Raw genomic sequence first — 25,670 nt, 5'->3', positions numbered from 1 at the left:
GGGTCGCACTCTCCCGGGTGCAGCCCCACGATCGACATCTCGTGCGCATGCTCGCGCATGGAGTCGACCGCAACCGTCAAGCCGCGTTACGCGGACTCAACGCGGTCTGACACAGCGCGGACTTCATGAGCGTTGTCGTCGGCAGCGTGAGAGCGGCAGGCTCTCCCGAACGAATTCGACGGAGATTTTGTCAAAATCGGCCCTAAATCGTTTGGAAATCCCGTTTTTCCGGAGAATCTCCGTCGAATTGGTTCCGGCTGCTCACCCAGCGAGACCCCAGTGGCACAATCACGGGCTGGGGCTGGGGCTGGGGCTGGGGCTGGGGCTCGGGCCCAGACCCAGACCCAGACCCGGGCCCAGCTCAACTGAGCACAGACGCGAAGGCGGCATTTGGGATACTCGGAGAATGGTCGACGTCACCCTCACCCTTCCCGCCGGCGCTGTGCTCCTTCGGCGCGCCCTGTCCCAGGATCTGTCTGCAATCGTGGGGCTTCTCGCCGACGACTCCATCAGCGCTTCCCGAGGCGACGCCGACCGGCCGGAAGATCGCGTCGCCTACGAACGGGCATTCGCCGCAATCGACGCAGATCCGGCCCAACAGTTGCTGGTCGCGACGTCGCTTTTGGGCGAGGTGCTGGCCACCATGCAGCTCACCGTCATCCCTGGGCTCGCCCGTGTCGGGTCCACCCGGTTGCAGATCGAGGCCGTCCGGGTTCGCTCGGATCAGAGGAGCCGCGGGCTCGGCGGAGCCATGATTCGGTGGGCCGTGCAGAATGCCCCGGCCTTCGGGGCTCAACTCGTCCAGCTCACGTCGGACGCAGCGCGCGTCGACGCGCACCGGTTCTATGAACGGCTGGGCTTCACCGCGTCCCACGTGGGCTTCAAACACGCCGTGCCGACGGTCTCCTGACGGCAGCACCCCCGCGGGGCAGGATCAGGCAAGCAGGCCGAGGAACCGTCCGGCGAACCCTGCGCACGCGATCGTCGCGGTGAAGAACACGGCCACCCAGACCACGCCCGGGATGTGGGTCAGACGGGCCAGCTGGTCGGCGTCGGAGGCGGTACCGCGGCTCCGCGACCGGGACCGCTGGAGCTCGACCACGGTGCGCACAGCCCCGAGCAGCAGAAACGCCGTGATCAGCAGGGCGAAGATGCTCTGCACCGGAGGAGTGCCGAACCAGGTGATGCCGAAGACCAGTCCAGCGGTAACGAGGACGGACCACAGTCCGAACCAGTTGCGGATCTGCACGAGCAGCAGTGCCAGGGCCGCCAGCGACAGCCACAACAGGCCGATGTCGTAGCCGAGGCTGAGCATCCGTGCCGCGCCGAGCCCCAGCAGGGCAGGGGCGGTATAGCCGGCCAGCAGGGTCAGCACCATGCCGGGTCCGCGCGGGCGTCCGCTGCTGACGGTCAACCCCGAGGTGTCGGAATGCAGACGGATACCGCCGAGCCGGCGACCGCTCACCGTCGCGACCACCGCATGGCCGCCCTCGTGCGCGATCGTGATGACGTGGCGGGTGACCCGCCACGCGGCCGGCACCAGCACGAGCACGGCAGCGGCCGCGATGGTCAGCCAGGCCGTGATCGCGGGCAGAGGCTCGTTTCGGGCGGAGAGTTGCCCCCAGAGATCGACAAGCCCGTCCATGGATTTCAGCCTAGATTACCTTGGGCGGGAGCTTTATACTGATCGCAAAAGCTGGATACGAGTGAAAGGACGGTCCCCATGAGTGCTTCGGACAAGATGAAGAACTCGGCCGAGGAAGCCGTGGGCAAGGCAAAGGAGGCCGCCGGCAAATTGACCGACAACGAGCGGCTGGAAGCCGAGGGCAAGGCTGAACAGGCCAGGGCAAACCTCAAGCAGGCCGGAGAGAACGTCAAGGACGCCGTCACTGATTGAGTCGAATCCGCATCTCCACACCATCAGTGCACGTCAATCAAAAGAAAGGACGGCGAGCAGGATGAACGTACTCCTCGTCATTGTTGCCATCATCGCCATCGCGCTTCTGTTCACCGGAGGGTTCGTCGAGTCGCTCAACTTCCTCATCTGGGTCGGCATCGTGCTCGTCGTGATCGCGCTGATCGTCTGGCTTGCCCGGACGATCTCCGGGAAGCGGGCCTGACCGGGCCGCGCATGTGGTCTCCAACCCGTACCGAGAAAAAGAAAAAGCCCCGACTTTCGGGGCTTTTTCTTGGCTGTGGGCGATACCGGACTCGAACCGATGACCTCTTCCGTGTGAAGGAAGCGCGCTACCAACTGCGCCAATCGCCCCTGTGGCCTCGTACTGTAGCCACAAGTCTCGATACTAACCCAGACCGGGTGGAAGGCGCACATCGTGGGGGCCTCAACACGCCGGAACGACTCGGTTTGAATATGAACAGGACTATCGGCTAGAGTCTTCCAAGCGCGCAGAAATGCGGGCAGTTGCGGATGTGGCGCAGTGGTAGCGCATCACCTTGCCAAGGTGAGGGTCGCGAGTTCGAATCTCGTCATCCGCTCGAATGGGATCGGCCGCGAGGCCGGTTTCTTTCGGTACGAATCCCAAGTGGTGGGTTGGCCGAGAGGCGAGGCAACGGCCTGCAAAGCCGTGTACACGGGTTCGAATCCCGTATCCACCTCCAATCCCGGAAGTCGCAATGCAGGAATGATTTTCAGGAAATGGGCGATTGGCGCAGCGGTAGCGCGCTTCCCTGACACGGAAGAGGTCACTGGTTCGATCCCAGTATCGCCCACAGAGTTGGGAAACAGATAACCCCCGGTAAAGCGGGGGTTTTTTTTGCCCGCACAGCACCGGAAATCCAGGTGCAGTCGGGCCTTCCTCGGGCTCGCCGCGATGAATCGCCAGGGAGGGTGCGGCGGGTTCGGCCGGAATCGGCTAGAGTCTTTCAAGTCAGCGGAAACGTTGATAAGTGCGGATGTGGCGCAGTGGTAGCGCATCACCTTGCCAAGGTGAGGGTCGCGAGTTCGAATCTCGTCATCCGCTCGAATGGAATCGGCCGCAAAGCCGGTTCTTTTTGGTACGAAACGTATGTGGTGGGTTGGCCGAGAGGCGAGGCAGCGGCCTGCAAAGCCGTGTACACGGGTTCGAATCCCGTATCCACCTCCACTTCTGGAATGTCTTTTCAGAGAATGGGCGATTGGCGCAGCGGTAGCGCGCTTCCCTGACACGGAAGAGGTCACTGGTTCGATCCCAGTATCGCCCACAGGCAAACCCCCGGTAACTCGGGGGTTTTTCTTTGCCCAAAATGGCCGTGCCCGTCGTGGTCGAGGCGCGCCGCTAAAGTTATTGGGGTTCGAACAATACTGAAGGAGTAATACACGTGGCTGACGGCTTTGAGCTATTCACCGACCGGTCCGTTGTCGCAATGCGCGTCAACGGCGAGCTCAAGGATCTCGCCACGACGGTGACTCCGACGGATGTCGTCGAACCGGTGACCATCGGCTCGCCCGACGGCCTCAGCATCCTGCGCCACTCGGCCGCGCACGTGCTCGCACAGGCCGTGCAGACCGTGAACCCGGCGGCGCGCCTGGGCATCGGCCCGCCCGTCACCGATGGTTTCTACTACGACTTCGACGTTGAAGAGGCATTCACCCCCGAGGACATCAAGTCGCTCGAGAAGGCCATGGACCGCATCATCCGCCAGGGCCAGCGGTTCGTGCGCCGCGTCGTCACCGACGACCAGGCCCGGGACGAACTCGCCGCCGAGCCGTACAAGCTCGAACTGATCGGGCTCAAGGGCGGGGCCGCCGAGACCGTCGACAACGAGTCGGTCGAGGTCGGCGGCGCCGAACTCACCATTTACGACAACGTGGACCCGAAGACGGGGGAGACGCTCTGGAAAGACCTCTGCCGCGGTCCCCACCTGCCGAACACACGCATGATCGGCAACGGCTACTCCCTGACCCGTCTGGCCGCCGCCTACTGGCGCGGGTCCGAGAAGAACCCGCAGCTGCAGCGCATCTACGGCACCGCCTGGGCCACCAAGGACGAACTGCGGGCCTACCAAGCCCGCCAGGAGGAGGCCGCCAAGCGCGACCATCGCAAGCTCGGCGCCGAACTCGACCTCTTCAGCTTCCCCGAGGAGATCGGCTCCGGCCTGCCCGTCTTCCACCCCAGGGGCGGCATCATCCGTCAGGAGATGGAGAACTACTCCCGCAAGCGCCACACCGAGGCCGGCTACGACTTCGTCTACACGCCGCACATCACCAAGTCGAACCTGTTCGAGACGTCCGGTCACCTCGACTGGTACGCCGATGGCATGTTCCCGCCGATGAAACTCGACGCGGAGTACGACGCCGACGGCCACATGACCCGTCAGGGCGTCGACTACTACCTCAAGCCGATGAACTGCCCGTTCCACAACCTGATCTTCCGCTCCAGCGGCCGCAGCTACCGCGACCTGCCCATGCGCCTGTTCGAATTCGGCTCGGTCTACCGCTACGAGAAGTCCGGCGTCGTGCACGGCCTCACCCGCGTGCGCGGCATGACCCAGGACGACGCGCACATCTACACGACCCGCGAAGGCATGAAAGAGGAGCTCACCAGCACCCTCAACTTCGTGCTCAAGCTGCTCGCCGACTACGGCCTCGAGGACTACTACCTCGAGCTCTCCACGAAGGACCCGAAGAAGTTCGTCGGCACCGACGAGGCCTGGGCGGAAGCGACCGACACCTTGCGCGAAGTCGCCGAAGCATCCGGTCTCGAACTCGTGGCCGACCCGGGCGGCGCCGCCTTCTACGGCCCGAAGATCTCCGTGCAGGCCCGCGACGCGATCGGCCGCACCTGGCAGATGTCCACCATCCAGCTGGACTTCAACCTGCCGGAACGGTTCGACCTCGAGTACACCGCCTCCGACGGCTCCCGCCAGCGCCCGGTGATGATCCACCGGGCCCTGTTCGGTTCGATCGAACGCTTCTTCGCCGTGCTCACCGAGCACTACGCCGGGGCGTTCCCGGTGTGGCTGTCCCCGGTGCAGGTCGTCGGCATCCCCGTGTCCGAGCAATACGGTCCATACCTCGACGAAATCATCGGCCGGCTCGAGACGGCAGGCGTGCGCGCCCAGGTCGACCACTCCGACGACCGCATGCAGAAGAAGATCCGCAACCACACCAAGGCGAAGGTGCCCTTCCAGCTGATCGTCGGCGAGGATGACCGCTCCAATCGCTCGGTGAGCTTCCGGTTCCGCGACGGCACCCAGGAGAACGGCGTACCGGCCGACGAGGCCATCCGTCGCATCATCGCCGCGATCCATGCGCGCGCGCAGGTCACGACCCAGGGCCAGGTCTGAGATGGACACGCACAGCGACGAGTTCGAGGGGCTCGAGCAGTCGTCCGAGTTCGCCGCGGTTCCGGATGCCTTCCAACGGCTATGGACCCCGCACCGCCTGGTCTACATCCAGGACGGCCAGCAGCCGCACCCGGATGACTGCCCCTTCTGCCTGGCCCCGAGCATGACCGACGAGAAGGCACTGATTGTGGCCCGCGGCACGCACGCCTACGTGTTGCTGAACCTGTTCCCGTATAACAGCGGGCATCTGCTGGTCTGTCCGTACCGGCACGTCGCGACTTACGATGAGGCCAGTCCGGAGGAGGTCGCCGAGATCGGCAGTCTCACCCAGGTGGCCATGCGTGTGCTCAAGGCGGTGTCGCACTGCGACGGCTTCAACATCGGCATGAACCAAGGCCGTATTGCCGGCGCGGGCATTGCCGAGCACCTACACCAGCACATCGTTCCCCGCTGGGCGCTCGACTCGAACTTCTTCCCGATCATCGCCGGAACGAAGGCGATTCCCCGTCTTCTGGGCGATGTGCGGCGCGAAGTCGCCGAGGGCTGGCCCCAGGATGGCAACTAGCCGTATATACCCCTCCACCGGCACCCGCCGGGCGGAATCGACACCACCCAAGGAATAGAATCAAAGCTATGACTGAAACCACTTCCGCCTTTGGTTCGAGCCGCGTCAAGCGTGGTCTCGCCGACATGATGAAGGGCGGCGTCATCATGGACGTCGTCAACGCCGAGCAGGCTCGCATCGCCGAGGACGCCGGTGCTGTCGCCGTCATGGCCCTTGAGCGCGTTCCCGCCGACATCCGTTCCCAGGGTGGCGTTGCCCGCATGAGCGACCCCGACCTGATCGACAGCATCATCGCCGAGGTATCCATCCCGGTGATGGCCAAGGCGCGCATCGGCCACTTCGTCGAAGCTCAAATCCTTCAGGCCCTGAACGTCGATTACATCGACGAGTCCGAGGTGCTGAGCCCGGCTGACTACGTCAACCACATCGACAAGTGGAACTTCACGGTCCCGTTCGTCTGTGGCGCGACCAACCTGGGTGAGGCGCTTCGCCGCATCAACGAGGGCGCGGCCATGATCAGGTCCAAGGGCGAAGCCGGCACCGGCGACGTCTCGGAGGCCATGAAGCACATCCGCACCATCAAGGGTGAGGTCGCCCGCCTGTCGGCTCTGACCAAGGACGAACTGTACGTCGCCGCGAAGGAACTGCAGGCGCCGTACGAACTCGTCGCCGAGATCGCCGCCACCGGCAAGCTCCCCGTCGTGCTCTTCGTCGCGGGTGGCGTGGCCACCCCCGCCGACGCGGCCCTGATGATGCAGATGGGTGCGGACGGTGTATTCGTCGGCTCCGGCATCTTCAAGTCGGGCAACCCGCAGGCCCGCGCCAACGCCATCGTCAAGGCCGTCACCTTCTACGACGACCCCAGCGTCATCGCATCCGTCTCGCGCGGACTCGGCGAGGCCATGGTCGGCATCAACGTGTCCGATCTGGCTGCGCCGCACCGCCTCTCAGAGCGCGGCTGGTAGATACCCGTTCGTGAGCGTTGGAGTTCTCGCCCTGCAGGGTGACTTTCGTGAGCACGCCGAGGTACTGCGGTCCCTCGGCGCCGAAGTCGAACTCATCCGCCGCCCAGAGGAACTGGACCGCATCAGCGGGCTCGTGATCCCCGGCGGCGAATCCAGCGTCATGGACAAACTGGCCCGCGCGTTCGGCGTGGCGGAACCGCTGGCCGAGGCCGTGCGGGCCGGCCTGCCCGTCTACGGCACCTGCGCGGGCCTGATCATGCTCGCCGACACCGTCATCGACGGGATCGAAGGGCAGCAGAGCATCGGCGGCTTCGACATCGCCGTGCGTCGCAACGCCTTCGGTTCGCAGACGCTCTCTTTCGAGACCGACCTCGACGTGCCGGTGCTCGGTGAGCCGCCGGTGCACGCCATTTTCATCCGCGCCCCCGTGGTGGAGTCCGTCGGGACCCGGGCCCGCGCGATAGCCACGCTCTCGGACGGGCGCTGCGTCGCGGTCGAGCAGGACAACCTGCTCGGAACCTCATTCCACCCCGAGATCACCGGGGAGCACCGGTTCCACGACTATTTCCTGCAGAAGGTGGCCGCCGCCGGCTTCCGCTACTAGGCTCCGGTCATGGCCGGCTGGGTGGCGCTCCTGCGCGGAATCAACGTCAACGGGATCACGATCACGATGGCGGACCTGCGGGCCGTGTTCCGCGGGCTCGGCTACACGGATGTCCGCACGGTTCTGGCCAGCGGTAACGTGCTCTTCACGGCGGGCGAGACGGATGCCGCGGCCCTCAAGGCCACAATCGAACGCGCTCTCTCCGACAACTTCGGTTATCAGGCGTGGATCGTGCTGCTCGGCGTTGACGCACTCGACAGGGTGGCGCGGGCGTTCCCATTCGATGCGGAGCGGGACGGTTGGCATCCGTATGTCGTGTTCGGATCGGCGCGGACCGCGCTCGAGGAACTGCTCGAGGCGGCTGGGGAACCGGACCCGGAAACGGAGCAGGTTCGGCCCGGAACCGGCGTGCTCTACTGGCAGGTGCGCCGAAGCATCGGCATCAACAGTCCGTTCAGCAAGCTGAGCGGCAAGGCCCGCTACCGGTCGACCACCACCACCCGCAACCTCCGCACCCTGAACAAACTGATCGCCGCGGCCCCGGGCGCGTGAAGCCCGGCCCATCAGGCATCGCGGGTTAGAATGAGGCGCACCCCACGGTGCAACGGCCAATGGCACCAGTAGTGCAGCGACCAGCACGGCGGCGGTACCCCCGCGCCAATCGACAGCCACGTCACGACAGCCAAAGACAACGGGAGACTCATGTCCGGACATTCCAAGTGGGCGACAACAAAGCACCAGAAGGCGGTTACCGACTCGCGTCGGGCCAAGGCCTTCGCCAAGTTGATCAAGAACATCGAAGTCGCGGCCCGCATGGGTGGCGCCGACCTGTCGGGCAACCCGACCCTGGTCGACGCGATCCAGAAAGCCAAGAAGACCTCTGTTCCCAACGACAACATTGACCGTGCCGTCAAGCGCGGCGCCGGCCTGTCCGGCGAAGTAGTCGACTACACCACCATCATGTATGAGGGCTACGCCGCGCACGGCGTCGCCGTCATGATCGAGTGTTTGACCGACAACAAGAACCGCGCGGCCGCCGAGGTGCGCACCACCATGTCCAGAAACGGCGGCAACATGGCCGACCCCGGCAGCGTCGCGTACAACTTCCACCGCAAGGGCATCGTCGTCGTGCCGAAGAGCAACGGCCTCAGCGAAGATGACGTGCTCCTCGCCGTGCTTGACGCGGGCGCCGAAGAGGTCGTCGACGACGGTGAGAAGTTCGAGGTTTTCAGCGAAGCGCACGATCTCGTCGCGACCCGGACCGCCCTGCAGACCGCCGGGATCGACTACGACTCCGCCGACATCGCGTTCGTGCCCCAGCTCAAGGTAGAGGTCGACGCCGAGACCGCCCGCAAGGTGTTCCGGCTGATCGACGCCCTCGAAGAGCTCGACGACGTGCAGAACATCTACAGTAACTACGACGTGTCGCCCGAGGTCATCGCGGAGCTTCAGGCCGAAGCCGAGTAGCGCGCTGTGTCGGTCCGGGTTCTGGGCATCGATCCCGGGCTGACCCGCTGCGGCGTCGGAATCGTAGACGTCGCCGCCAACCGATCCGCGTCCCTGGTCGACGTGACCGTGCTGCGCAGCTCGCCGGACTTGCCGCTCGAGCAGAGGCTCCTGCTGATCAGCCGGGGCCTGGAAGACCTGCTCGACCGGCACAAGCCGGCGGTCGTCGCCATCGAGAGGGTGTTCGCTCAGGACAATGTCAGCACCGTGATGGGCACCGCCCAGCTGAGCGGCGTCGCGCTGCTCCTGGCCGCTCAGCGTGGGCTGACGGTCACCCTGCACACCCCGAGCGAGGTCAAGGCAGCCATCACCGGCTACGGGTCCGCCGACAAAGCCCAGGTCGGCGCCATGGTGGCGCGGGTGCTGGGCCTGGCCGAGGTGCCCAAGCCCGCGGATGCCGCGGACGCGCTGGCCATCGCGATCTGCCATGCCTGGCGCACCGGGGCGGCCGGCGGCACCCTGCCCACCAGCGCCGACGTGGTCCCCGGCACCCTGACCCCGGCCCAGAAGGCGTGGCGCGCCGCCGAGCGCAGCGCAGTGTCGCCGGTGCCCCGTAGTCTGAAGCGGTGATTGCTTCCGTTCGTGGCCTTGTCCTGTCTGCCGTGGGTTCCACGGTCGTGATCGAGGTCGGGGGAGTCGGTCTGGCCGTACAGGTCACCCCGGCCACTGCGCTCTCCCTGCGCGTCGGCACGGAGGCCCGGCTTTCGACCACCCTTATCGTGCGCGAGGACTCGCTCACCCTCTTCGGATTCCCGTCCGCCGACGAACTCGAGGTCTTCGAGCTTTTGGTCGGCGTCACCGGGGTCGGCCCGAAATCGGCCCTCGGCGTACTCGCGGTGCTCAGCCCCGTCCAGATCGCGCAGGCCGTCTCGGCAGAAGACGACGGCGCTTTCCGCAAGGTCAGCGGCATCGGCCCGAAAACGGCCAAACTGATCGTGCTCTCCCTGGCCGGCAAGGTGTTCGTGACCGTCACGGCCGCGGCATCCGCCCGCCCGGAGCCCACCAGCGCGTCGGCGAACGTGCAGGCCGCCCTGATCGGGCTCGGCTGGTCGGAGAAGGTGGCCGCCGAGGCCGTCGACGAGACCCTCGCGGAGACCGTCGAACCCGGGCAGGTCGGCGTCGCAGCGCTCCTTCGCCTCGTACTCGTCAGGCTCGGCCCGGCCCAGCAGGCATCGGAGCGTCGCCCGTGACCGGCGCACAGGGTCTGGCCGGAGATCCCGGCGTGGAGCTCACCAAGCCGGAACTCGGGGGCGACGCCGAACTCGCCTTCGAGGGTGCCCTCCGTCCGCGCAGCCTCGGCGAGTTCGTCGGCCAGCAGAAGGTTCGCGGGCAGCTGCAGCTGCTCCTGACCGCCGCTACCATGCAGAGCCGCACCCCCGACCACATCCTTCTGGCCGGCCCGCCCGGACTCGGCAAGACCACTTTGGCCATGATCATCGCCTACGAGGGCAACCGCCCGCTGCGGATGTCCAGCGGCCCGGCCATCCAGCACGCCGGTGATCTGGCGGCGGTACTCTCCTCGCTGGTGCCCGGTGAGGTGCTGTTCATCGACGAGATCCACCGCATGGCCCGCTCCGCCGAGGAGATGCTCTATCTGGCGATGGAGGACTTCCGCATCGACATCATGGTCGGCAAAGGCGCCGGCGCCACCTCTGTTCCCCTCGACCTGGCACCGTTCACCCTGGTTGGCGCCACGACCCGGTCCGGACTGCTGCCCAACCCATTGCGCGACCGGTTCGGCTTCACCGCCCACCTCGAGTTCTACACCGACGACGAACTCGAGCAGGTGCTCGGCCGGGCAGCCAAACTGCTCGACCTGTCGATCGACACGGCCGCCACCGCCGAGATCGCCGGTCGGTGCCGCGGCACGCCCAGAATCGCCAACCGCCTGCTCCGGCGGGTGCGGGACTACGCGCTGGTGCACGGTGGAGACGCCGATGTGGCCGCGGTGCACGCGGCTCTCGAGCTGTACGACGTCGACGCCATCGGGCTCGACCGGCTCGACCGGGAGGTGATGCGCATCATCCTGACCCGTTTTGGGGGAGGGCCGGTGGGTCTGAACACGCTCGCGGTGTCCGTGGGGGAGGAGTCCGAGACCATCGAGGCCGTCGTGGAGCCGTTCCTGGTGCGGATCGGCTTCCTGATGCGCACCCCGCGCGGCCGGGTGGCGACCGCGGAAGCGTGGCGGCATTTCGGCCTGACGGCGCCTCTGGTGGGCGGGCCGCCAATCCCTCTTATGCTGGATGACCTATAATTCGAGTTGGTTCGCTTCGAACCACTCGTGCTGGTTCCCCCGAGCCAGACGCACAGACTTCGGCCCTCGCGCCGCAACCGGAAGGTCCCACAGTTTTATGGATCCGTTGACTCTCGTCATGCTCGCCGTTCTCGCGGCGCTCGTGTTCTTCATGTTCCGCAACAGCCGCAAACGCCAGAAGGACCTCGCTGCCCTGCAGGCCCAGATGGTCGTCGGCGCCGAGGTCATGACCAACTTCGGCATGTACGGAACCATTCTCGCGATTGACGAGGAGGCGAACAAGGTTGCCCTCGAGATCGCTCCCGGAACCGTCGTGCAGCTGCACCGTCAGACCATCGCCCGCGTGGTGGAACCGGTCGTGGCCGAGCCCGAAGATGAGGGCGTCGCCGAGCTGAACCAGGGCAGCGCCACCGTTATGGGCGAACCTGACTTCGGTCAGCGCGTCGCCGACACCGACGAAGAGCCTAAAAAGGGCGACGCCTAACCAATCCCTCTCCATGCCCGCGCCTCGGCGCGGGCATGAGCATGAGCATAGAAAGCTGAGTTCTCTGGTGGCAAAGTCGTCTCCGGCCAAGAAGGCCTGGCGTTCCCTCACATGGCTGGGTGTGATCATCGTCGGCCTGATTGCGCTCAACACGGCCGGCGTGCTCACCGGCGGCGGATCCTGGACGCCCAAGCTGGCCCTGGACCTCGAGGGCGGCACGCAGATCATCCTCGCGCCGAAGCTCGAGTCCGGGCAGTCCGTCTCCTCGGAGCAGCTCAACGAGGCCGTGAAGATCATTCGGCAGCGCATCGACTCGGCAGGCGTCTCCGAGGCGGAGATCAACACCCAGGGCGGCCAGAACATCGTCGTGTCCATCCCCGGCGTGCCGGACGACGCGACGATCAACCGAATCGAGTCCTCAGCCAAGCTCGAGTTCCGCCCGGTGCTCGTGGCCGGTGCCCCGTCCGCGGCCAGCGTCGGTGAAAACGTTGTCGGAGAGGACGGGGTCGCGACCCCGGTACCGACCCCCACGGTCGACCCGAGTCTGGAAAGCACCCCGACCGCGGTGCCCACCGACGGGAGCGACCTGAACTGGATCACCCCCGCGCTCCAGGCCCAGTACGAGGCCTTCGATTGCAGCAAGATCGATACCACCAATGTGGCACCGGCGGCGGAGCCGCTTGTCACCTGTGAGGCCGACGGCTCCATCAAGTACATCCTCGGCCCGGTCGAAGTCAGCGGCGAGAACGTCTCCGACGCGACCAACGGCCAGCAGACCACGCAGAGCGGCGCCACGACCGGTGAATGGGTCGTCAACATCACCTTCGACGGAACCGGAACCAAGGCCTTCGCCGACGTCAGCACCCGGCTGAATGCGCTCACCGCAGCGCAGAACCAGTTCGCGATCGTGCTCGACGGCAACGTCATCTCGGCCCCGCGCACCCTGGCGGCCATCACCGACGGCAACGCGCAGATCAGCGGTGACTTCGACCAGGACTCGTCGAAGGCCCTCGCCGACCAGCTCAAGTTCGGCGCCCTGCCGATCAGCTTCACGGTGCAGAGCCAGGACACCATCTCGGCGACCCTGGGCTCGAGCCAGCTCACCGGTGGCCTGATCGCAGGCCTGATCGGACTCGTACTGGTCGTGCTCTACTCGCTGATCCAGTATCGCCTGCTCGGCCTCGTCACCGTGGCGTCGCTCACGGTCGCCGCGATCATCACCTACCTGCTGATCACGATCCTGTCCTGGCGCGAGGGCTACCGGCTGTCGTTGGCCGGCGTCGCGGGTCTGATCGTCGCGATCGGCATCACCGCCGACTCCTTCATCGTCTACTTCGAGCGGGTGCGTGATGAGCTCCGGGACGGACGAGGGCTCGAATCCTCCGTCGAGGCCGGCTGGAAGCGCGCCCTGCGCACCATCCTCGCCTCCGACGCGGTCAACATCTTGGCCGCCGGCGTCCTGTTCATCGTCGCCGTCGGCAACGTCAAGGGCTTCGCCCTCACCCTGGGGCTGACCACCCTCGTCGACGTGCTCGTGGTCATGCTCTTCACCCACCCGATGCTCCAGCTGCTGGCACGCACGAAGTTCTTCAGCGACGGACATAAGTTCAGCGGCCTCGACCCGCGGGCCCTGGGCGCGACCTACCGCGGGCGGGCGAAATTCCGTCCCTCGGATGACCTCCCTTCCGCCAAACTGTCCTCGGCCAGCCGTGAGGCAGCCAAGCGCCAGACCATCGCCGAGCGCAAGGCGTCAGAACTCGTCGGTTCCAGTGCGGATCGAACGACCGACGGGAAGGATTCCTAATGGCTAGCTTTTCCCAGTTCGGCAACGACCTGCACACCGGCAAGCGCTCGTTCGACATCGTCGGGCGGCGCAAGACCTGGTACTTGGTCGCGGTCGTGGCACTCTTCGTGGCCATCGTCGTTCCCCAGCTGCGTGGCGGCTTCGTCTTCGGCATCGAGTTCACGGGCGGCTCCGAGTTCAAGATCTCCCAGGTCGCCGACCAGGACCAGCGAGCTGCCGCCGATGCCGTGACCGAGGTCGTCCCGTTGGCGACGCCCAGGGTGTCGAGCGTCAGCACCACCGGCATCCGCGTGCAGACCGACCAGCTCACCAGCGACGAGACCCGGGAGATTCGCGCCGCGCTGGCGGATGCCTACGCCGTGCCGATCGAGCAGGTCACCGCGTCCTTCATCGGTCCGGTCTGGGGCCAGGACATCACCGGCCAGGCCGTGCGCGGACTCCTCATCTTCCTCGTGCTCGCCGCCATCGGCATGGCACTGTACTTCCGCACCTGGAAGATGTCGGTCGCGGCCATGACCGCGCTGATGCACGACCTCGTCATCACCGCCGGGATCTACGGCATCACCGGTTTCGAAATCACCCCGGCCGCCGTGATCGGATTTCTCACGATCCTCGGCTACTCGCTCTACGACACGGTCGTGGTCTTCGACAAGATCCGCGAGAACACGTCGGAGGCGGGCGCCGAGACGCGCACGTTGGCCGAATCCGTGAACCTGGCCGTCAACCAGACCCTGGTGCGCTCGATCAACACCTCCGTCGTCGCGGTGCTGCCGGTCGCCTCGATCCTCTTCATCGGAACGCTCGTGCTCGGGGCAGGAACCCTTCGGGACATCTCGTTGGCACTTCTGATCGGCATCGTCGCCGGCGCCTACTCGACGATCTTCATCGCGTCGCCGCTGTACGCTCAAATCCGCTCCGCGGAGCCGGCCGTGCGCCGGGCCGACCAGAAGGTTCTCGCCCAGCGGGCGAAGGCCGGCCCCGCGCTGAAGGTGGCCGCCGAAGTCAGCACCTAGTCGGCCCTGATCACCGCCGGAGGAGGCCCGCACCCGAGCCGGAAGTGGTACCCGATCCGGCTCGGGAGCAGTAATAATTGATCAAGCGGATGGAGGTGGCCAGATGACTGAACTGACGACTCCTCCTGCCTACCCGGCTCCGCTCCCGCCGGCATCCTTGCGGCGCCTCGTGCCTCGGATCTTTTCCCGGGCCCAACCGGTCGGCGCGGTCGATACGCTGCTGAAGACCGTGCGGATGCACCATCCCAAGGTGGACCTCTCGATCATCGAGCGGGCCTACGTCACCGCGGAGCAGGCGCATGAGGGCCAGTTTCGCCGCAGCGGAGAGCCGTACGTCACACATCCGGTCGCGGTCGCGCAGATCCTGGCGGATCTGGGCATCGGCCCCAAGACCGTCTCGGCGGCACTGCTGCACGACACCGTGGAGGACACCGAGTACACTCTCGACCAGCTGAGGCACGATTTCGGCGACGAGATCACCATGCTGGTCGACGGCGTCACCAAGCTGGACAAGGTCAAGTACGGCGACAGCACCCAGGCCGAGACCGTGCGCAAGATGATCGTGGCGATGTCTAAGGACATTCGTGTGCTGATCATCAAGCTCGCCGACCGGCTGCACAACGCGCGCACGTGGGGATTCGTGCCTGCCGAGTCCGCGGTTCGGAAGGCGACCGAGACGCTGGAGATTTACGCGCCGCTCGCGCATCGCCTGGGCATCCAGGCCATCAAGTGGGAGCTCGAAGACCTCTCGTTCGCGGTGCTGTACCCCAAGCTCTACGCCGAGATCGACAGTCTTGTCAAGCAGCGCACTCCGCAGCGCGAAGAGTTCGTTCAGCACGTCATCGACTCGATCGTCGACGACCTGAAGGCCGCCCGCATCCGGGGCAAGGTCGCCGGCCGGCCCAAGCAGTACTATTCGATCTACCAGAAGATGGTCGTGCGCGGGCGCGAGTTCGACGACATCTACGACCTGGTCGGCATTCGAGTTCTCGTCAACTCGGTGCGGGACTGCTACGCGGTTCTCGGCGCAATCCACGCCCGGTGGACGCCGCTTCCCGGCCGGTTCAAGGACTACATCGCCACCCCCAAATTCAACCTGTACCAGTCGCTGCACACCACGGTTCTCGGCCCGAGCGGGCGCGCCGTGGAGATCCAGATCCGCACCCAGGAAATGCACCAGCGCGCCGAATTCGGCGTGGCCTCGCACTGGAAGTACAAGGAGCAGACCACCGGCAAGAGTTCCGGTCCGGGCCCGCAGAGCGACACCGACATGGCTTGGCTCGCCCACATCTCCGACTGGCAGGCCGAAACGGCCGACCCGGGAGAGTTCCTCGACTCGCTGCGCTACGAGATCGGCGCCAAAGAGGTCTACGTCTTCACCCCCAAGGGCCGGGTGATCGGTCTGCCGGCCGACGCCACCCCGGTCGACTTCGCCTACGCCGTGCACACCGAGGTCGGCCATCGCACCATGGGCGCCAAGGTCAACGGGCGCCTCGTCCCGCTGGAGAGCCCTCTCGTCACCGGTGACGTCGTCGAGGTGTTCACGTCGAAGAATCCCGACTCCGGGCCGAGCAAGGACTGGCTGAACTTCGTCAAGAGCCCCAGGGCTCGCAACAAGATCCGCCAGTGGTTCACCAAGGAGCGCCGCGACGAGGCGATCGAGCAGGGCCGCGACGCCATCGCACGCGCTATGCGCAAGCAGAACCTGCCGCTGCAGAAACTGATGAACCAGGACTCCTTCGCCGAAGTTGCCGCGGTGATGAAGTATGAAGACGTCTCTGCGCTGTACGCCGCCGTCGGCGAGGGGCATGTGTCGACGCAGTCGGTGCTGGAGAAGGTGGTTGCCACCCTGCAGAGCGTCGAGGAGAGCGACGCCACGGACCTGCCGTTCGCGCCCCACGGCCGCACCCAGACGCTCCGCAACAGCGACTCGGGCATCCTCGTGCGCGGCGCCCCCGACATCCTGGTGAAGCTTGCCCGGTGCTGCACTCCCGTGCCGGGCGACAAAGTCGTGGGGTTTATCACGCGCGGCGCTGGGGTATCGGTGCACCAGGCATCCTGTCGCAACGTGCAGTCCCTGCTCAAGGAACCCGAGCGCATGATCGACGTCGATTGGGCGCCCACTTCCAAGAGCCTGTTCCTGGTGCAGATCCAGATCGAGGCTCTCGACCGCTCCGGGCTGCTCTCCGACGTCACCCGGGTGCTGTCGGAGCATCACGTCAACATCCTGTCGGCGACGGTGCACACCTCCTCCGACCGACTCGCGATCAGCCGGTTCGTCTTCGAGATGGGCGACACCACGCACCTCGATCGCGTGCTCAATGCGGTGCGCCGTATCGACGCCGTTTATGACGTCTATCGCGTCAACGAGGGCTGAGCGGCCATTGAGCTCGCATTGGCCTCCCGGTAGAGACATCAGGTGGGGCGCGGATGCTCGTCGAGGTACCGTTGCACCTCTCGCAGTCGGGTGAGGGCCGGAGACTTGAACGGCAGGTTGGGTGCCGCGCATAGGCGACTCGCCGGGTCGGTGCTGGTGCAGCCGGCCAGGCGCAGCAGGGCGGCGATCAGGGCAACCCGGACACCGTCGGTGGGCTCGTCGTGCCAGCGGACGAGGTCGACGGCGGTGCGCAGGGGCAGCGTGACCCGGAGGCCGGAGATCGCCTGAAGCTGGTCGGACGGGCAGCTCACCTCGCGGATCTGCATTCGGGGTGACGGGACCAGTTTCATTCGGGCGGAACTCTGCACGCAGAAGTGGTGGCGGCGAGGTTCCGGCGCCAGACCGTAGATCCAGGCAGCGGTCATCCGCTCGGCGATGGCCCTTGGGGACGCAAGCAGCAACCCGACGGCTCGGGCGCGTCGCACCCGGTCATCGACCTCGTCGACCGGGCACCAAAAGTCGCCCAGGGTGAAGAGTTCCCCGTCGAGACGGGCGCCGCACAGCTCCGCAAGCGGCAGGTCCTGGGCAGAGAGCACCACGGGAAGGCGTGAGTTCATCGATTGTGGGTTCATCGACTCAGCGTGCGCCGGGTGTGTTCTCCCGCCCACAAAAAGCGGGGATCTGTGGACAGATCCCCGCTGGTCGTGCTGTGGACGGCCGGGCTACTGGCCGATGGCCTTCAGCCACGCCTTGCGGGTCTCGAGAGCCTCGGTGGCTTCCGTGATCGCCGCGGCATCCCCGCCGGCCTGCGCCGCGGCCAGTTCGGCCTCGAGCTTGACGATGGCATCGTTCAGCTGACCGGCCAGACCCTCGGCGCGAGCCTTGGTCTCCGGGTTGTTGCGCTTCCAGTGGTCGTCGTCGAGCTTGCGCACGGCTGCCTCAACCTTGCGCATGCGGTCCTCGATGGACTTGACCGAGTCGCGCGGAACCTTGCCGATGGCGTCCCACCGGCGCTGGATGGAGCTCAGCACGCTGCGCGCCTTGGCGCGGTCCGTCTCGGCCAGCAGAAGTTCGGCTTCGGTGAGCAGCTCGACCTTAAGAGTCAGGTTTCCCGCGAACTCCTCGTCGTCGTGCGCGTCGATTTCGGACTTGACCGAGTAAAGCACGTCGCCGGCTGCCTTGAACCTGGCCCACATGGCGTCGTCCTGCTTCTTGCCGCTGCGACCCGCGAGCTTCCACTCGTCGAGCAGATTGCGATAGCCCGGGATGCCATCGGCGCCCTTGGGGGCGAGAGCCTCGGCCTGTTCGATCAGGTGCTGCTTGCGGTTGCGAACGTCCTTGTGGGCGCTGTCCAACTCGGCGAAGAATGCCTTGCGGTTCTGCTCGATCGTGGTGCGGGCCGCGCGGAACCGCTTCCAGAGGTCATTGGCCTCGCCCTTGGGAATGCGCGGAGCATCGTGCTGGTGGGCCTGCCATTTCGCGAACAGGGCTTCCAGAGCAGCGCTGGTCTGCTTCCACTGCGTCTTAGCCGGGTCTTCGGCGGCGAGAGCCTCGGCCTCGGCGACGATCGCGGCACGCTCGGCGACGGCGGCGGTCGCTGCAGCCTTCGCTTCGGCGCCCTGCTGCTCGGTGAGCTCGGTCACCGCGCCGCCGAGGGCACCCAGGCGGGTGGCCAGGGCTGCCAGGTTGCCGACCGCGTTGGCGTTCGCCACAGCCTCGGTCAGATGTTTGACGGACTTCGCGATATCTGCGGCAGGTGCGCCACCCTTGGCGCGCTGTTCGAGAAGCGTGACCTGGCCGTTGAGCTCAACGTATTTCCGTTCGAAGTAGGCAAGCGCCTCTTCCGGCGTCGCGTCGGGATACTGTCCCACGGCGCGCTCGCCTGTCGCTTCGCGCACGTAAACCGTGCCGGTTTCGTCTACGCGACCCCATGGTTGCTGATCTGTCGTAGTCAAGAGCCTCACCTTATCGATGTCGTTGTGTGCTCACAAGTGAGCCAATACCCGGTCAAGCCTATTGCAAGCCCGCGCGCTGTTCGTCTGTTCTACTGAACTGATACCTGAGTGATGCTGGTCGGCACCTGAGGGGTGCCGTCCGAAGAGCCGTCGGCGACGCCGGCAGCCGTGATCTGCGCTTTGATTTCGTCCAGTCCATCGGTCACCCGGCCGAGCACCGTGTAGCCTCCGACCGCGTCGGCGGGGATGGTCGTGTCGTCGTAGACGATGAAGAACTGGCTGCCCATACTGTAGGCGTTGCCGCCCTGTCGGGCCATGGCCAGTGTGCCGGCCGGGTACACATCGTCGGCCGGGGCGTTTTCAATCGGTCCATAACTGTAGCCGGGGCCACCCGATCCCGTTCCGGTCGGGTCCCCGCACTGCAGCACGAAGAAACCGCCGTCGGTGAGCCGGTGGCAGGTCACGTCCTGGTAGAAGCCGGTGGTGATCAGGTTGATGGTCGAGGACACCGCCTGAGGGGCGAGGGCTCCATCGAGCTCGATCTCGAGCGGAATGCCGTTGAGGGCCAGCGTGCCGGTCCAGGTGCGGTCTTCCGCCAGGGTGCTGGGCGGCACCTCGCCGCTGTTCGCGCTGTCGGACGGTGCGGCCGACGCGGAGGGGGAAGCGGTGTCGGCCACGGAGGGTGCCGGGCTGCCGGGGCCTCCGGTGAAGAACAGCACCTGGGCGCCGACGGCCAGCGCCACGACCACGGCCACGCTGACGCCGGCGATGAGGTTGTCCCGCCGTCGCCGCTTCACTTGGTGCGCATTCACCGAACGCCGGGCCTGAAAGGCGCGTACACGCACGCGCGCCTCGCGGGCTTCACGTTCTTGCTTCTTGTTCGGTACCACGTCGTAGCCTCCAGGCGGCCTCCATCGGAAGGCCCGATCGAACGGGGACGGCTCCAGCGTCTGGCGCCCGAACCATGTTGAACTCTACGCAACCCGGAGAGGGCAAACAAACATCCGCTCCGGGCAGCACCGGTTCAGGATCGGCCCGGTCACCGGCACAAACTACGCTGGACCCATGGTGGATTCACAACCGGGACTGCGCAGCGGGGCCACACCCCTCGCCGTACGGATGCGCCCGACGAGCCTCGAGGAGGTCGCCGGTCAGAAGCATCTGCTCACACCGGGCTCCCCGCTGGTCAGCCTGGCCAGTGACAAGACAGGGGAGCAGGGCGCGATCTCCGTCATCCTGTGGGGCCCGCCCGGCACCGGCAAGACCACCCTGGCCCAGGCCATCGCGCGCAGCTCGGGCCGCCGGTTCGTCGAGCTGTCCGCCGTGTCGGCCGGAGTGCGGGACGTGCGCCAGGTAATGGAAGAGGCGCGCACCAGCCGGGACCTCTACGGACTCTCCACCGTGCTCTTCCTGGACGAGATCCACCGGTTCAGCAAGGCGCAGCAGGACGCTCTCCTGCCCGGGGTGGAGAACGGGGTCATCATCCTCGTGGCCGCCACCACCGAGAACCCGTCCTTCTCCGTCATCTCGCCGCTGCTGTCCCGCTCCCTACTGCTCACCCTCGAAACGCTCAGCGACGACGACCTCGCTGTCGTTGTCGACCGGGCCGTGGTCGACCCGCGCGGCCTGGCCGACCGGTTCGTGCTCGACCCCGAAGCCAGGGCCGCGATCATCCGGCTCGCGTCCGGTGACGCCCGACGGGCGCTGACCGCCCTGGAAGCTGGGTCGGTGGCGGCGGCGTCCTCCGTCGACGCCGAGTCCGACGCGAAGCCGGTCATCACCACCGAGGTGGTCGCCCTCGCTGTCGACCGTGCGCTTCTGCGCTACGATCGCAACGGCGACGAGCACTACGACGTCATCAGCGCCTTCATCAAATCGGTACGCGGCTCGGATGTCGACGCGTCCCTCCACTATCTCGCGCGCATGATCGAGGCCGGCGAAGATCCCCGGTTCATCTGCCGCCGCATCATCGTGCTGGCCTCCGAAGACATCGGCATGGCCGACCCGCAGGCGCTGGTGATCGCCATCGCCGCCGCCGACGCCGTGCAGTACATCGGCATGCCCGAGGGCCGCATCCCGCTCGCCCAGGCCGTCGTGCACCTGGCCACCGCACCCAAGTCCAACGCGGCCTACATGGCCCTGGATGCGGCGATCGCCGACGTGCGGAACGGCAAGACCGGCCGGGTGCCCAAACCGTTGCGGGATGCGCACTACCCAGGCGCCAAACGCCTCGGCCACGGCAAGGGCTACAAGTATCCCCACGACGACGCCCTCGGCGTGCTGGCCCAGCAGTACCCGCCGGACGAGCTCGCCGAGGTGCGCTATTACGAGCCCACCGAGCATGGCCACGAGCGCGAGGTCTCGGCCCGCCTCGCCAAGTTGCGCAAGATCATCCGTGCCCGCTGAGCGGAACGGCCGAACAACCCGATGTGCTAACCTGATCGCTGCCTACAAATGGAATCGGCATGCGGCTGCGTCCGATTCCGGATTTGATGGTCTCGCCCTGTAGCCGGGCGTCCCGTGGCACCACCCCTCTGAACTCCCATGACGTTGAGCCGTGCTGTCTCATCGCGCGGCCGCCGCCCTGGTTTCCCCTTGTTTGCAGTTCCATCGAAAGGACACCGTGTCTACCAAGTCACGTACCCGCAGTAAGACCCGCCTCTCGCGGGCCCTGGGCATCGCCCTGACCCCGAAGGCCGCGCGCTATCTGGAGAAGCGTCCGTACGCCCCGGGCGAGCACGGTCGCACCAAGCGCAAGACCGACTCCGACTACGCTGTCCGCCTCCGCGAAAAGCAGCGCTTACGCGCTCAGTACGGCATCCGCGAAGCCCAGCTCAAGATCGCGTTCGAGGAAGCTCGCCGCGCCCAGGGACTGACCGGTGAGAACCTCGTCGAGATCCTCGAGACCCGTCTCGACGCTCTTCTCGTTCGCTCCGCGATCGCCCGCACCACCGCCCAGGCCCGTCAGATGATCGTGCACCGTCACATCCTGATCGACGGCCAGCTGGTCGACCGTCCCTCCTTCCGCGTGAAGCCGGGACAGCTCATCCACGTCAAGCCCAAGAGCGAGGCCATGGAGCCGTTCCAGGTCGCAGCCGCCGGCGGTCACGTCGACGTTCTGCCCAAGCTCCCCGCCTACCTCGAGGTCGAGATCGACAAGCTGCAGGCCCGCCTCGTGCGCCGCCCGAAGCGCATCGAAATCCCCGTGACCTGTGAAGTCCAGCTCGTCGTCGAGTACTACGCGGCCCGCTAGGCTCCTTTTCACCCGCACCGCCGTCAGGCGCTGCAACTGAACTACGCTGGAGAGCGGATCACCCTGGGGTGGTCCGCTCTTTGCGTACGCGCACCAAGCTCGTGAATGTCGAATCTGGAATGGATGGTTGGTCAATGTCTGGTGGAGATATTGTCGGGCTCGTGTTCGCCGCTGCCTTCCTGATGTTGGTCGGGTTCCTGGCCCTGCCCCTGGTCAAGCTCGGCCGCGTCTTCGACGAGACGACCGTGGCCATCCGCGACCTGACCCACACCGTCACCCCACTGCTCGAGGAATCCACCAAGACCATTCAGGAGACCAACGCGCAGTTGGCCCGGGTGGACACCATCACCTCGAACGTGGCGGATGTCACGGGCAACGTCTCCGCCCTGGTCGCCCTCGTCGCGGCGACCGTCGGCGGCCCGCTGGTCAAACTGGCCGGCTTCTCCGCGGGGGTTCGCGCGGCGCTGGGGGCTGCCCGCCCGGGCGGCACCCGCCGCCGCCGCCACAGGTAGTCGGGTACTCTGGAACGGAGCCGACCCGTCAGGGATTCGCCGGTCAGACGGTCGTTCCAGACGTTCAACCGCCGTGAACCGACCTTTTCACCACTTTTCAGGGTCTCCACACATATTCAGGGAGCATTGCTATGAAGAATTTCATCTGGTTTGTCGTCGGTGTCACCACGGGGCTGCTCATCGCCCGCGAAGCCGGCAAGACGCGTCAGGGGAAGCAATTCTTCGCCGATCTGGACACCAAGGCGCGCGAATTCGGTGAGGCCATCTCGGACGGCTACCGCAAGCGTGAGGCCGAGCTGCGGGATGCCATCGGCGACATCGAGTCGGAGACCGAAATCACGATCGAAAAACTTGCCAAGTAAGTACTCGCCAAGTACGTGCTCGCCAGGTAGGTATCATCCATATCTTTTCCACTACAACGAACTACGGAACTAATGCAGACTGCTGAAATTCGCGGGCGCTGGCTCGACTTCTTTGCCGATCGCGGTCACACCGTCGTCCCCTCCGCTTCGCTTGTCAGCGACGACCCCACACTCCTGTTCACGGTGGCCGGGATGGTTCCGTTCGTACCGTATTTGACCGGTCTCGTGCCGCCCCCCTACCCGCGAGCGACGAGTGTTCAGAAATGCATCCGCACCAACGACATCGAAGAGGTCGGCAAGACCCCGCGTCACGGCACCTTCTTCCAGATGAACGGCAACTTCTCGTTCGGCGACTACTTCAAGGAACAGGCGATCGGTTACGCCTGGGAGCTACTCACCAGCTCGGATGCCGACGGCGGCTACGGCTTCGCCGAGAAGGACCTCTGGGTCACCGTCTACGAGGACGACGACGAGGCCTTTCGGTACTGGCGCGCCCTCGGCCTGCCCGAGCACCGCATCCAGCGTCTCGGCATGGACTCCAACTACTGGTCGACCGGTCAGCCCGGGCCCGCCGGACCCTGCTCCGAGATCTTCTTCGACCGCGGCCCGGCCTACGGCATCGACGGCGGCCCGGCCACCGACGACGACCGGTACGTCGAAATCTGGAACCTCGTCTTCATGCAGTACCTCCGCGGCGAGGGCACCAGCAAGAACGACTTTGTCATCCTCGGCGACCTGCCGAAGAAGAACATCGACACCGGCATGGGGCTCGAACGTGTCGCCTTCCTCAAACAGGGCGTTCAGAACATGTACGAGATCGACCAGGTGCGCCCGGTCCTCGACCGGGCCGCGGAACTGTCCGGTCGCCGCTACGGGGCCGTCCACGACGACGACGTGCGGATGCGCATCGTCGCCGACCATGTGCGGTCGTCCCTGATGCTGATGAGCGACGGAGTGATGCCGTCCAACGAGGGCCGCGGGTACATCCTGCGCCGCCTGATGCGCCGCAGCGTGCGCGCCATGCGCCTCCTCGGCGTCGACGCCGCGACCTTTCCCGAATTGTTTCCGGCCTCGCGCGACGCCATGGCCGGCGCGTACCCCGAGATCAAGGCGGACTACGCCCGCATCAGCCAGGCTGCGTATGCCGAAGAGGAGACCTTCCTGCGCACCCTCGCCAGTGGCAGCGCCGTGCTCGACCTCGCCGTCGCGAAGACCAAGAAGGCCGACAAGGTCGTTCTGCCGGGCGACACCGCGTTCCTCCTGCATGACACCTACGGCTTCCCGATCGAGATCACCCTCGAGATGGCCGAGGAGGCCGGGCTCAGCGTCAACCGCGAGGCCTTCGACACGCTGATGGCCAAGCAGCGCGCGATGGCCAAGGCCGACGCCAAGGCCAAGAAGACGCACCTCGCCGACCTGTCGGTCTACAGCGCATTCCGCGCGGCGGGGGAGACCGTCTTCACGGGCTACGACGCTCTGCAGACCGAATCCAGCGTGCTTGGGATCATCGTCAACGGTCTCTCCGTCGACCGCGCCGTCTCCGGTGACATCGCCGAGGTGATCCTCGCCGAGACGGCCCTGTACGCGGAGTCCGGCGGCCAGGAGGCCGATGCCGGTTTGATCGTGGGCACCGGCTACGAGCTCGAGGTGCTCGACGTGCAGAAGCCCGTCAAGGGCCTGATCAGTCACAAGGTTCAGGTGCGGACCGGCGAAGTCGGCGTCGGGGACTCCGCCACCAGCGTCGTCGACCCCGACTGGCGCCGCGGTGCCCGACAGGCGCACTCCGGCACACACGTGCTGCATGCCGCCCTCCGCCAGGTGCTCGGCCCGAACGCCCACCAGTCCGGCTCGTACAACAAGGCCGGCTTCTTCCGCCTCGACTTCTCCTGGAACCAGGCACTGTCCCCGGCGACCCGAAGCGAGATCGAAGAGATCTCCAACAACGCCATCCGGGACAACCTGCCCGTGCTCACCCGGGAGCTTCCCCTGGCCGAGGCGAAGGCGCTCGGCGCGATGGCCCTGTTCAGCGAGAAGTACGGCGACCGAGTGCGCGTCGTCGATATCGGCGGCCCCTGGTCTCGCGAACTCTGCGCGGGAACCCACGTCGCCTCCAGCGCCGAGATCGGCATGATCAACCTTGTCAGCGAGGGTTCTGTCGGTTCCACGAACCGCCGGGTGGAGTCGTTGGTCGGCCTCGAGGCCTTCCGCGACCTGGCCACCGAGCGCGCCCTCGTCTCCCAGCTGACCTCACACCTGAAGACGCCGCGGGAGCAGTTGCCAGAGCGCATCAACGAGCTCGTGCAGAGCCTCAAGGCCGCCGAGAAGAAGATCGCCGCGTTCGAGGCGCGGGCCCTCTCCGACAGGGTGCCGGCCCTCGTCGCCTCGGCAAAGCTGGCCGGTTCCGTCAATGTCGTGGCCGAGCAGGTCGGCACGCTGGGCTCCGCTGACGACCTGCGGATGCTGGTCACGGCCACCCGCACGCAGCTCGGCAGCACGCCGGCGGTCGTAGCCCTCGCGGCCGTGGTCGCCGACAAGCCCGTCGTCATCGTGGCCACCAACCCCGCGGCCCGGGAGGCCGGCCAGCGTGCGGGAGCCCTGGCGAAGCAGGTCGCCGGCATCCTCGGCGGCGGCGGCGGCGGCAAGGACGACCTCGCCCAGGGCGGCGGCACCGACGCAGCAGCCATCCCGAACGCTCTCGCGGCCGTTCGATCCGCCGTAGCAGGCTGAACC

At 66.3% G+C, this 25,670-nt stretch carries 25 protein-coding genes and 7 tRNA genes; 27 read left to right on the top strand and 5 right to left on the bottom strand.

Annotated elements, in window-relative coordinates:
- Positions 1 to 406: 406 nt before the first annotated feature.
- Positions 407 to 910 carry a GNAT family N-acetyltransferase gene (locus E3N94_RS14265; protein WP_104171045.1) on the top strand — a complete coding sequence of 168 codons (504 nt, stop codon included), beginning with the start codon at positions 407 to 409 and terminating at the stop codon, positions 908 to 910.
- Between the two features lie 24 nt (positions 911 to 934).
- Here the strand turns inward: E3N94_RS14265 and E3N94_RS14260 are convergent, their stop codons facing one another.
- Complete coding sequence (locus E3N94_RS14260; protein ID WP_134570440.1) at positions 935 to 1,645, bottom strand: M50 family metallopeptidase; 711 nt, start codon at positions 1,643 to 1,645, stop codon at positions 935 to 937.
- Positions 1,646 to 1,723: 78 nt separating this feature from the next.
- Between E3N94_RS14260 and E3N94_RS14255 the strand changes: the two genes are divergently transcribed.
- Entirely contained in the window at positions 1,724 to 1,897 is a 174-nt protein-coding gene (locus tag E3N94_RS14255) for a CsbD family protein (protein WP_104100480.1), read from the top strand.
- Between the two features lie 61 nt (positions 1,898 to 1,958).
- Positions 1,959 to 2,120 (top strand): hypothetical protein, encoded by a 162-nt coding sequence (locus E3N94_RS14250; RefSeq protein ID WP_134371589.1) that lies wholly within the window; start codon positions 1,959 to 1,961, stop codon positions 2,118 to 2,120.
- A 76-nt stretch (positions 2,121 to 2,196) separates the two neighbouring features.
- Here the strand turns inward: E3N94_RS14250 and E3N94_RS14245 are convergent.
- Positions 2,197 to 2,269: transfer RNA gene (locus E3N94_RS14245), tRNA-Val, on the bottom strand.
- A gap of 155 nt (positions 2,270 to 2,424) precedes the next feature.
- Here E3N94_RS14245 and E3N94_RS14240 point away from each other — a divergent pair.
- The 19 genes from E3N94_RS14240 to E3N94_RS14150 all read left to right on the top strand — a co-directional run bounded on the left by E3N94_RS14240 (position 2,425) and on the right by E3N94_RS14150 (position 16,858).
- Positions 2,425 to 2,496: transfer RNA gene (locus E3N94_RS14240), tRNA-Gly, on the top strand.
- Positions 2,497 to 2,545: 49 nt separating this feature from the next.
- Positions 2,546 to 2,619 (top strand) — tRNA-Cys (locus E3N94_RS14235).
- Between the two features lie 39 nt (positions 2,620 to 2,658).
- Positions 2,659 to 2,730: transfer RNA gene (locus E3N94_RS14230), tRNA-Val, on the top strand.
- A gap of 179 nt (positions 2,731 to 2,909) precedes the next feature.
- A tRNA-Gly gene (locus tag E3N94_RS14225) sits at positions 2,910 to 2,981 on the top strand.
- Positions 2,982 to 3,030: 49 nt separating this feature from the next.
- Positions 3,031 to 3,104: transfer RNA gene (locus E3N94_RS14220), tRNA-Cys, on the top strand.
- Positions 3,105 to 3,129: 25 nt separating this feature from the next.
- Positions 3,130 to 3,201, top strand: a tRNA-Val gene (locus E3N94_RS14215).
- A 162-nt stretch (positions 3,202 to 3,363) separates the two neighbouring features.
- Positions 3,364 to 5,286, top strand: coding sequence for a threonine--tRNA ligase (gene thrS / locus E3N94_RS14210; RefSeq protein WP_233191359.1), 1,923 nt, complete (start codon positions 3,364 to 3,366; stop codon positions 5,284 to 5,286).
- Position 5,287: 1 nt separating this feature from the next.
- Entirely contained in the window at positions 5,288 to 5,851 is a 564-nt protein-coding gene (locus E3N94_RS14205) for an HIT domain-containing protein (protein WP_104100482.1), read from the top strand.
- Between the two features lie 68 nt (positions 5,852 to 5,919).
- Entirely contained in the window at positions 5,920 to 6,816 is an 897-nt protein-coding gene (pdxS, locus tag E3N94_RS14200; RefSeq protein WP_104100483.1) for a pyridoxal 5'-phosphate synthase lyase subunit PdxS, read from the top strand.
- A 10-nt stretch (positions 6,817 to 6,826) separates the two neighbouring features.
- Complete coding sequence (gene pdxT, locus E3N94_RS14195) at positions 6,827 to 7,420, top strand: pyridoxal 5'-phosphate synthase glutaminase subunit PdxT (protein ID WP_134371513.1); 594 nt, start codon at positions 6,827 to 6,829, stop codon at positions 7,418 to 7,420.
- Between the two features lie 9 nt (positions 7,421 to 7,429).
- Complete coding sequence (locus E3N94_RS14190; protein WP_134371515.1) at positions 7,430 to 7,972, top strand: DUF1697 domain-containing protein; 543 nt, start codon at positions 7,430 to 7,432, stop codon at positions 7,970 to 7,972.
- A gap of 150 nt (positions 7,973 to 8,122) precedes the next feature.
- Positions 8,123 to 8,887: a YebC/PmpR family DNA-binding transcriptional regulator gene (locus E3N94_RS14185; protein ID WP_104100486.1), complete on the top strand. Its 765-nt coding sequence runs from the start codon at positions 8,123 to 8,125 to the stop codon at positions 8,885 to 8,887.
- A 6-nt stretch (positions 8,888 to 8,893) separates the two neighbouring features.
- On the top strand, positions 8,894 to 9,496 hold the full coding sequence (gene ruvC, locus E3N94_RS14180) for a crossover junction endodeoxyribonuclease RuvC (protein WP_104100487.1): 603 nt from the start codon (positions 8,894 to 8,896) through the stop codon (positions 9,494 to 9,496).
- Positions 9,493 to 10,116: a Holliday junction branch migration protein RuvA gene (ruvA, locus tag E3N94_RS14175; protein ID WP_134570439.1), complete on the top strand. Its 624-nt coding sequence runs from the start codon at positions 9,493 to 9,495 to the stop codon at positions 10,114 to 10,116. Before ruvC ends, ruvA begins: the two co-directional genes overlap by 4 nt.
- 32 nt (positions 10,117 to 10,148) lie before the next feature.
- The gene (ruvB, locus tag E3N94_RS14170; RefSeq protein ID WP_104100564.1) at positions 10,149 to 11,180 is read left to right on the top strand and encodes a Holliday junction branch migration DNA helicase RuvB; all 1,032 of its coding nucleotides are present in this window, start codon (positions 10,149 to 10,151) and stop codon (positions 11,178 to 11,180) included.
- Positions 11,181 to 11,298: 118 nt separating this feature from the next.
- Positions 11,299 to 11,664, top strand: coding sequence for a preprotein translocase subunit YajC (yajC, locus tag E3N94_RS14165; RefSeq protein ID WP_241987134.1), 366 nt, complete (start codon positions 11,299 to 11,301; stop codon positions 11,662 to 11,664).
- Between the two features lie 67 nt (positions 11,665 to 11,731).
- Complete coding sequence (gene secD, locus E3N94_RS14160; protein ID WP_104100490.1) at positions 11,732 to 13,468, top strand: protein translocase subunit SecD; 1,737 nt, start codon at positions 11,732 to 11,734, stop codon at positions 13,466 to 13,468.
- On the top strand, positions 13,468 to 14,481 hold the full coding sequence (gene secF, locus E3N94_RS14155; RefSeq protein ID WP_104100491.1) for a protein translocase subunit SecF: 1,014 nt from the start codon (positions 13,468 to 13,470) through the stop codon (positions 14,479 to 14,481). Before secD ends, secF begins: the two co-directional genes overlap by 1 nt.
- Positions 14,482 to 14,584: 103 nt before the next feature.
- Complete coding sequence (locus E3N94_RS14150) at positions 14,585 to 16,858, top strand: bifunctional (p)ppGpp synthetase/guanosine-3',5'-bis(diphosphate) 3'-pyrophosphohydrolase (protein WP_104100492.1); 2,274 nt, start codon at positions 14,585 to 14,587, stop codon at positions 16,856 to 16,858.
- Between the two features lie 38 nt (positions 16,859 to 16,896).
- On the opposite strand, the gene E3N94_RS14145 is transcribed toward E3N94_RS14150, so the two are convergent.
- The 3 genes from E3N94_RS14145 to E3N94_RS14135 form a co-directional block, all read right to left on the bottom strand.
- Positions 16,897 to 17,475 carry a hypothetical protein gene (locus E3N94_RS14145; protein ID WP_134570437.1) on the bottom strand — a complete coding sequence of 193 codons (579 nt, stop codon included), beginning with the start codon at positions 17,473 to 17,475 and terminating at the stop codon, positions 16,897 to 16,899.
- A gap of 105 nt (positions 17,476 to 17,580) precedes the next feature.
- A complete protein-coding gene (locus E3N94_RS14140; protein WP_134570436.1) occupies positions 17,581 to 18,813 on the bottom strand; it encodes a DUF349 domain-containing protein in 1,233 nt (410 codons plus the stop codon).
- 89 nt (positions 18,814 to 18,902) lie between these two features.
- Positions 18,903 to 19,610: a peptidylprolyl isomerase gene (locus E3N94_RS14135; protein ID WP_241980492.1), complete on the bottom strand. Its 708-nt coding sequence runs from the start codon at positions 19,608 to 19,610 to the stop codon at positions 18,903 to 18,905.
- A 268-nt stretch (positions 19,611 to 19,878) separates the two neighbouring features.
- Between E3N94_RS14135 and E3N94_RS14130 the strand changes: the two genes are divergently transcribed.
- The 5 genes from E3N94_RS14130 to alaS all read left to right on the top strand — a co-directional run bounded on the left by E3N94_RS14130 (position 19,879) and on the right by alaS (position 25,667).
- Positions 19,879 to 21,219 (top strand): replication-associated recombination protein A, encoded by a 1,341-nt coding sequence (locus tag E3N94_RS14130; protein ID WP_104100496.1) that lies wholly within the window; start codon positions 19,879 to 19,881, stop codon positions 21,217 to 21,219.
- A 217-nt stretch (positions 21,220 to 21,436) separates the two neighbouring features.
- A complete protein-coding gene (gene rpsD / locus E3N94_RS14125; protein ID WP_104100497.1) occupies positions 21,437 to 22,066 on the top strand; it encodes a 30S ribosomal protein S4 in 630 nt (209 codons plus the stop codon).
- 134 nt (positions 22,067 to 22,200) lie between these two features.
- Positions 22,201 to 22,578, top strand: coding sequence for a DUF948 domain-containing protein (locus E3N94_RS14120; RefSeq protein ID WP_104100498.1), 378 nt, complete (start codon positions 22,201 to 22,203; stop codon positions 22,576 to 22,578).
- Between the two features lie 131 nt (positions 22,579 to 22,709).
- The gene (locus E3N94_RS14115; protein WP_104100499.1) at positions 22,710 to 22,940 is read left to right on the top strand and encodes a hypothetical protein; all 231 of its coding nucleotides are present in this window, start codon (positions 22,710 to 22,712) and stop codon (positions 22,938 to 22,940) included.
- Positions 22,941 to 23,012: 72 nt separating this feature from the next.
- Positions 23,013 to 25,667: an alanine--tRNA ligase gene (alaS, locus tag E3N94_RS14110; protein WP_134371525.1), complete on the top strand. Its 2,655-nt coding sequence runs from the start codon at positions 23,013 to 23,015 to the stop codon at positions 25,665 to 25,667.
- Positions 25,668 to 25,670 lie beyond the last annotated feature (3 nt).

The organism is Cryobacterium sp. Sr3 (assembly GCF_004402835.1).
GTDB lineage: Bacteria > Actinomycetota > Actinomycetes > Actinomycetales > Microbacteriaceae > Cryobacterium > Cryobacterium sandaracinum.
Note: the sequence above shows the minus strand (reverse complement) of the source record. Positions and strands in the feature narration are given on the sequence as shown.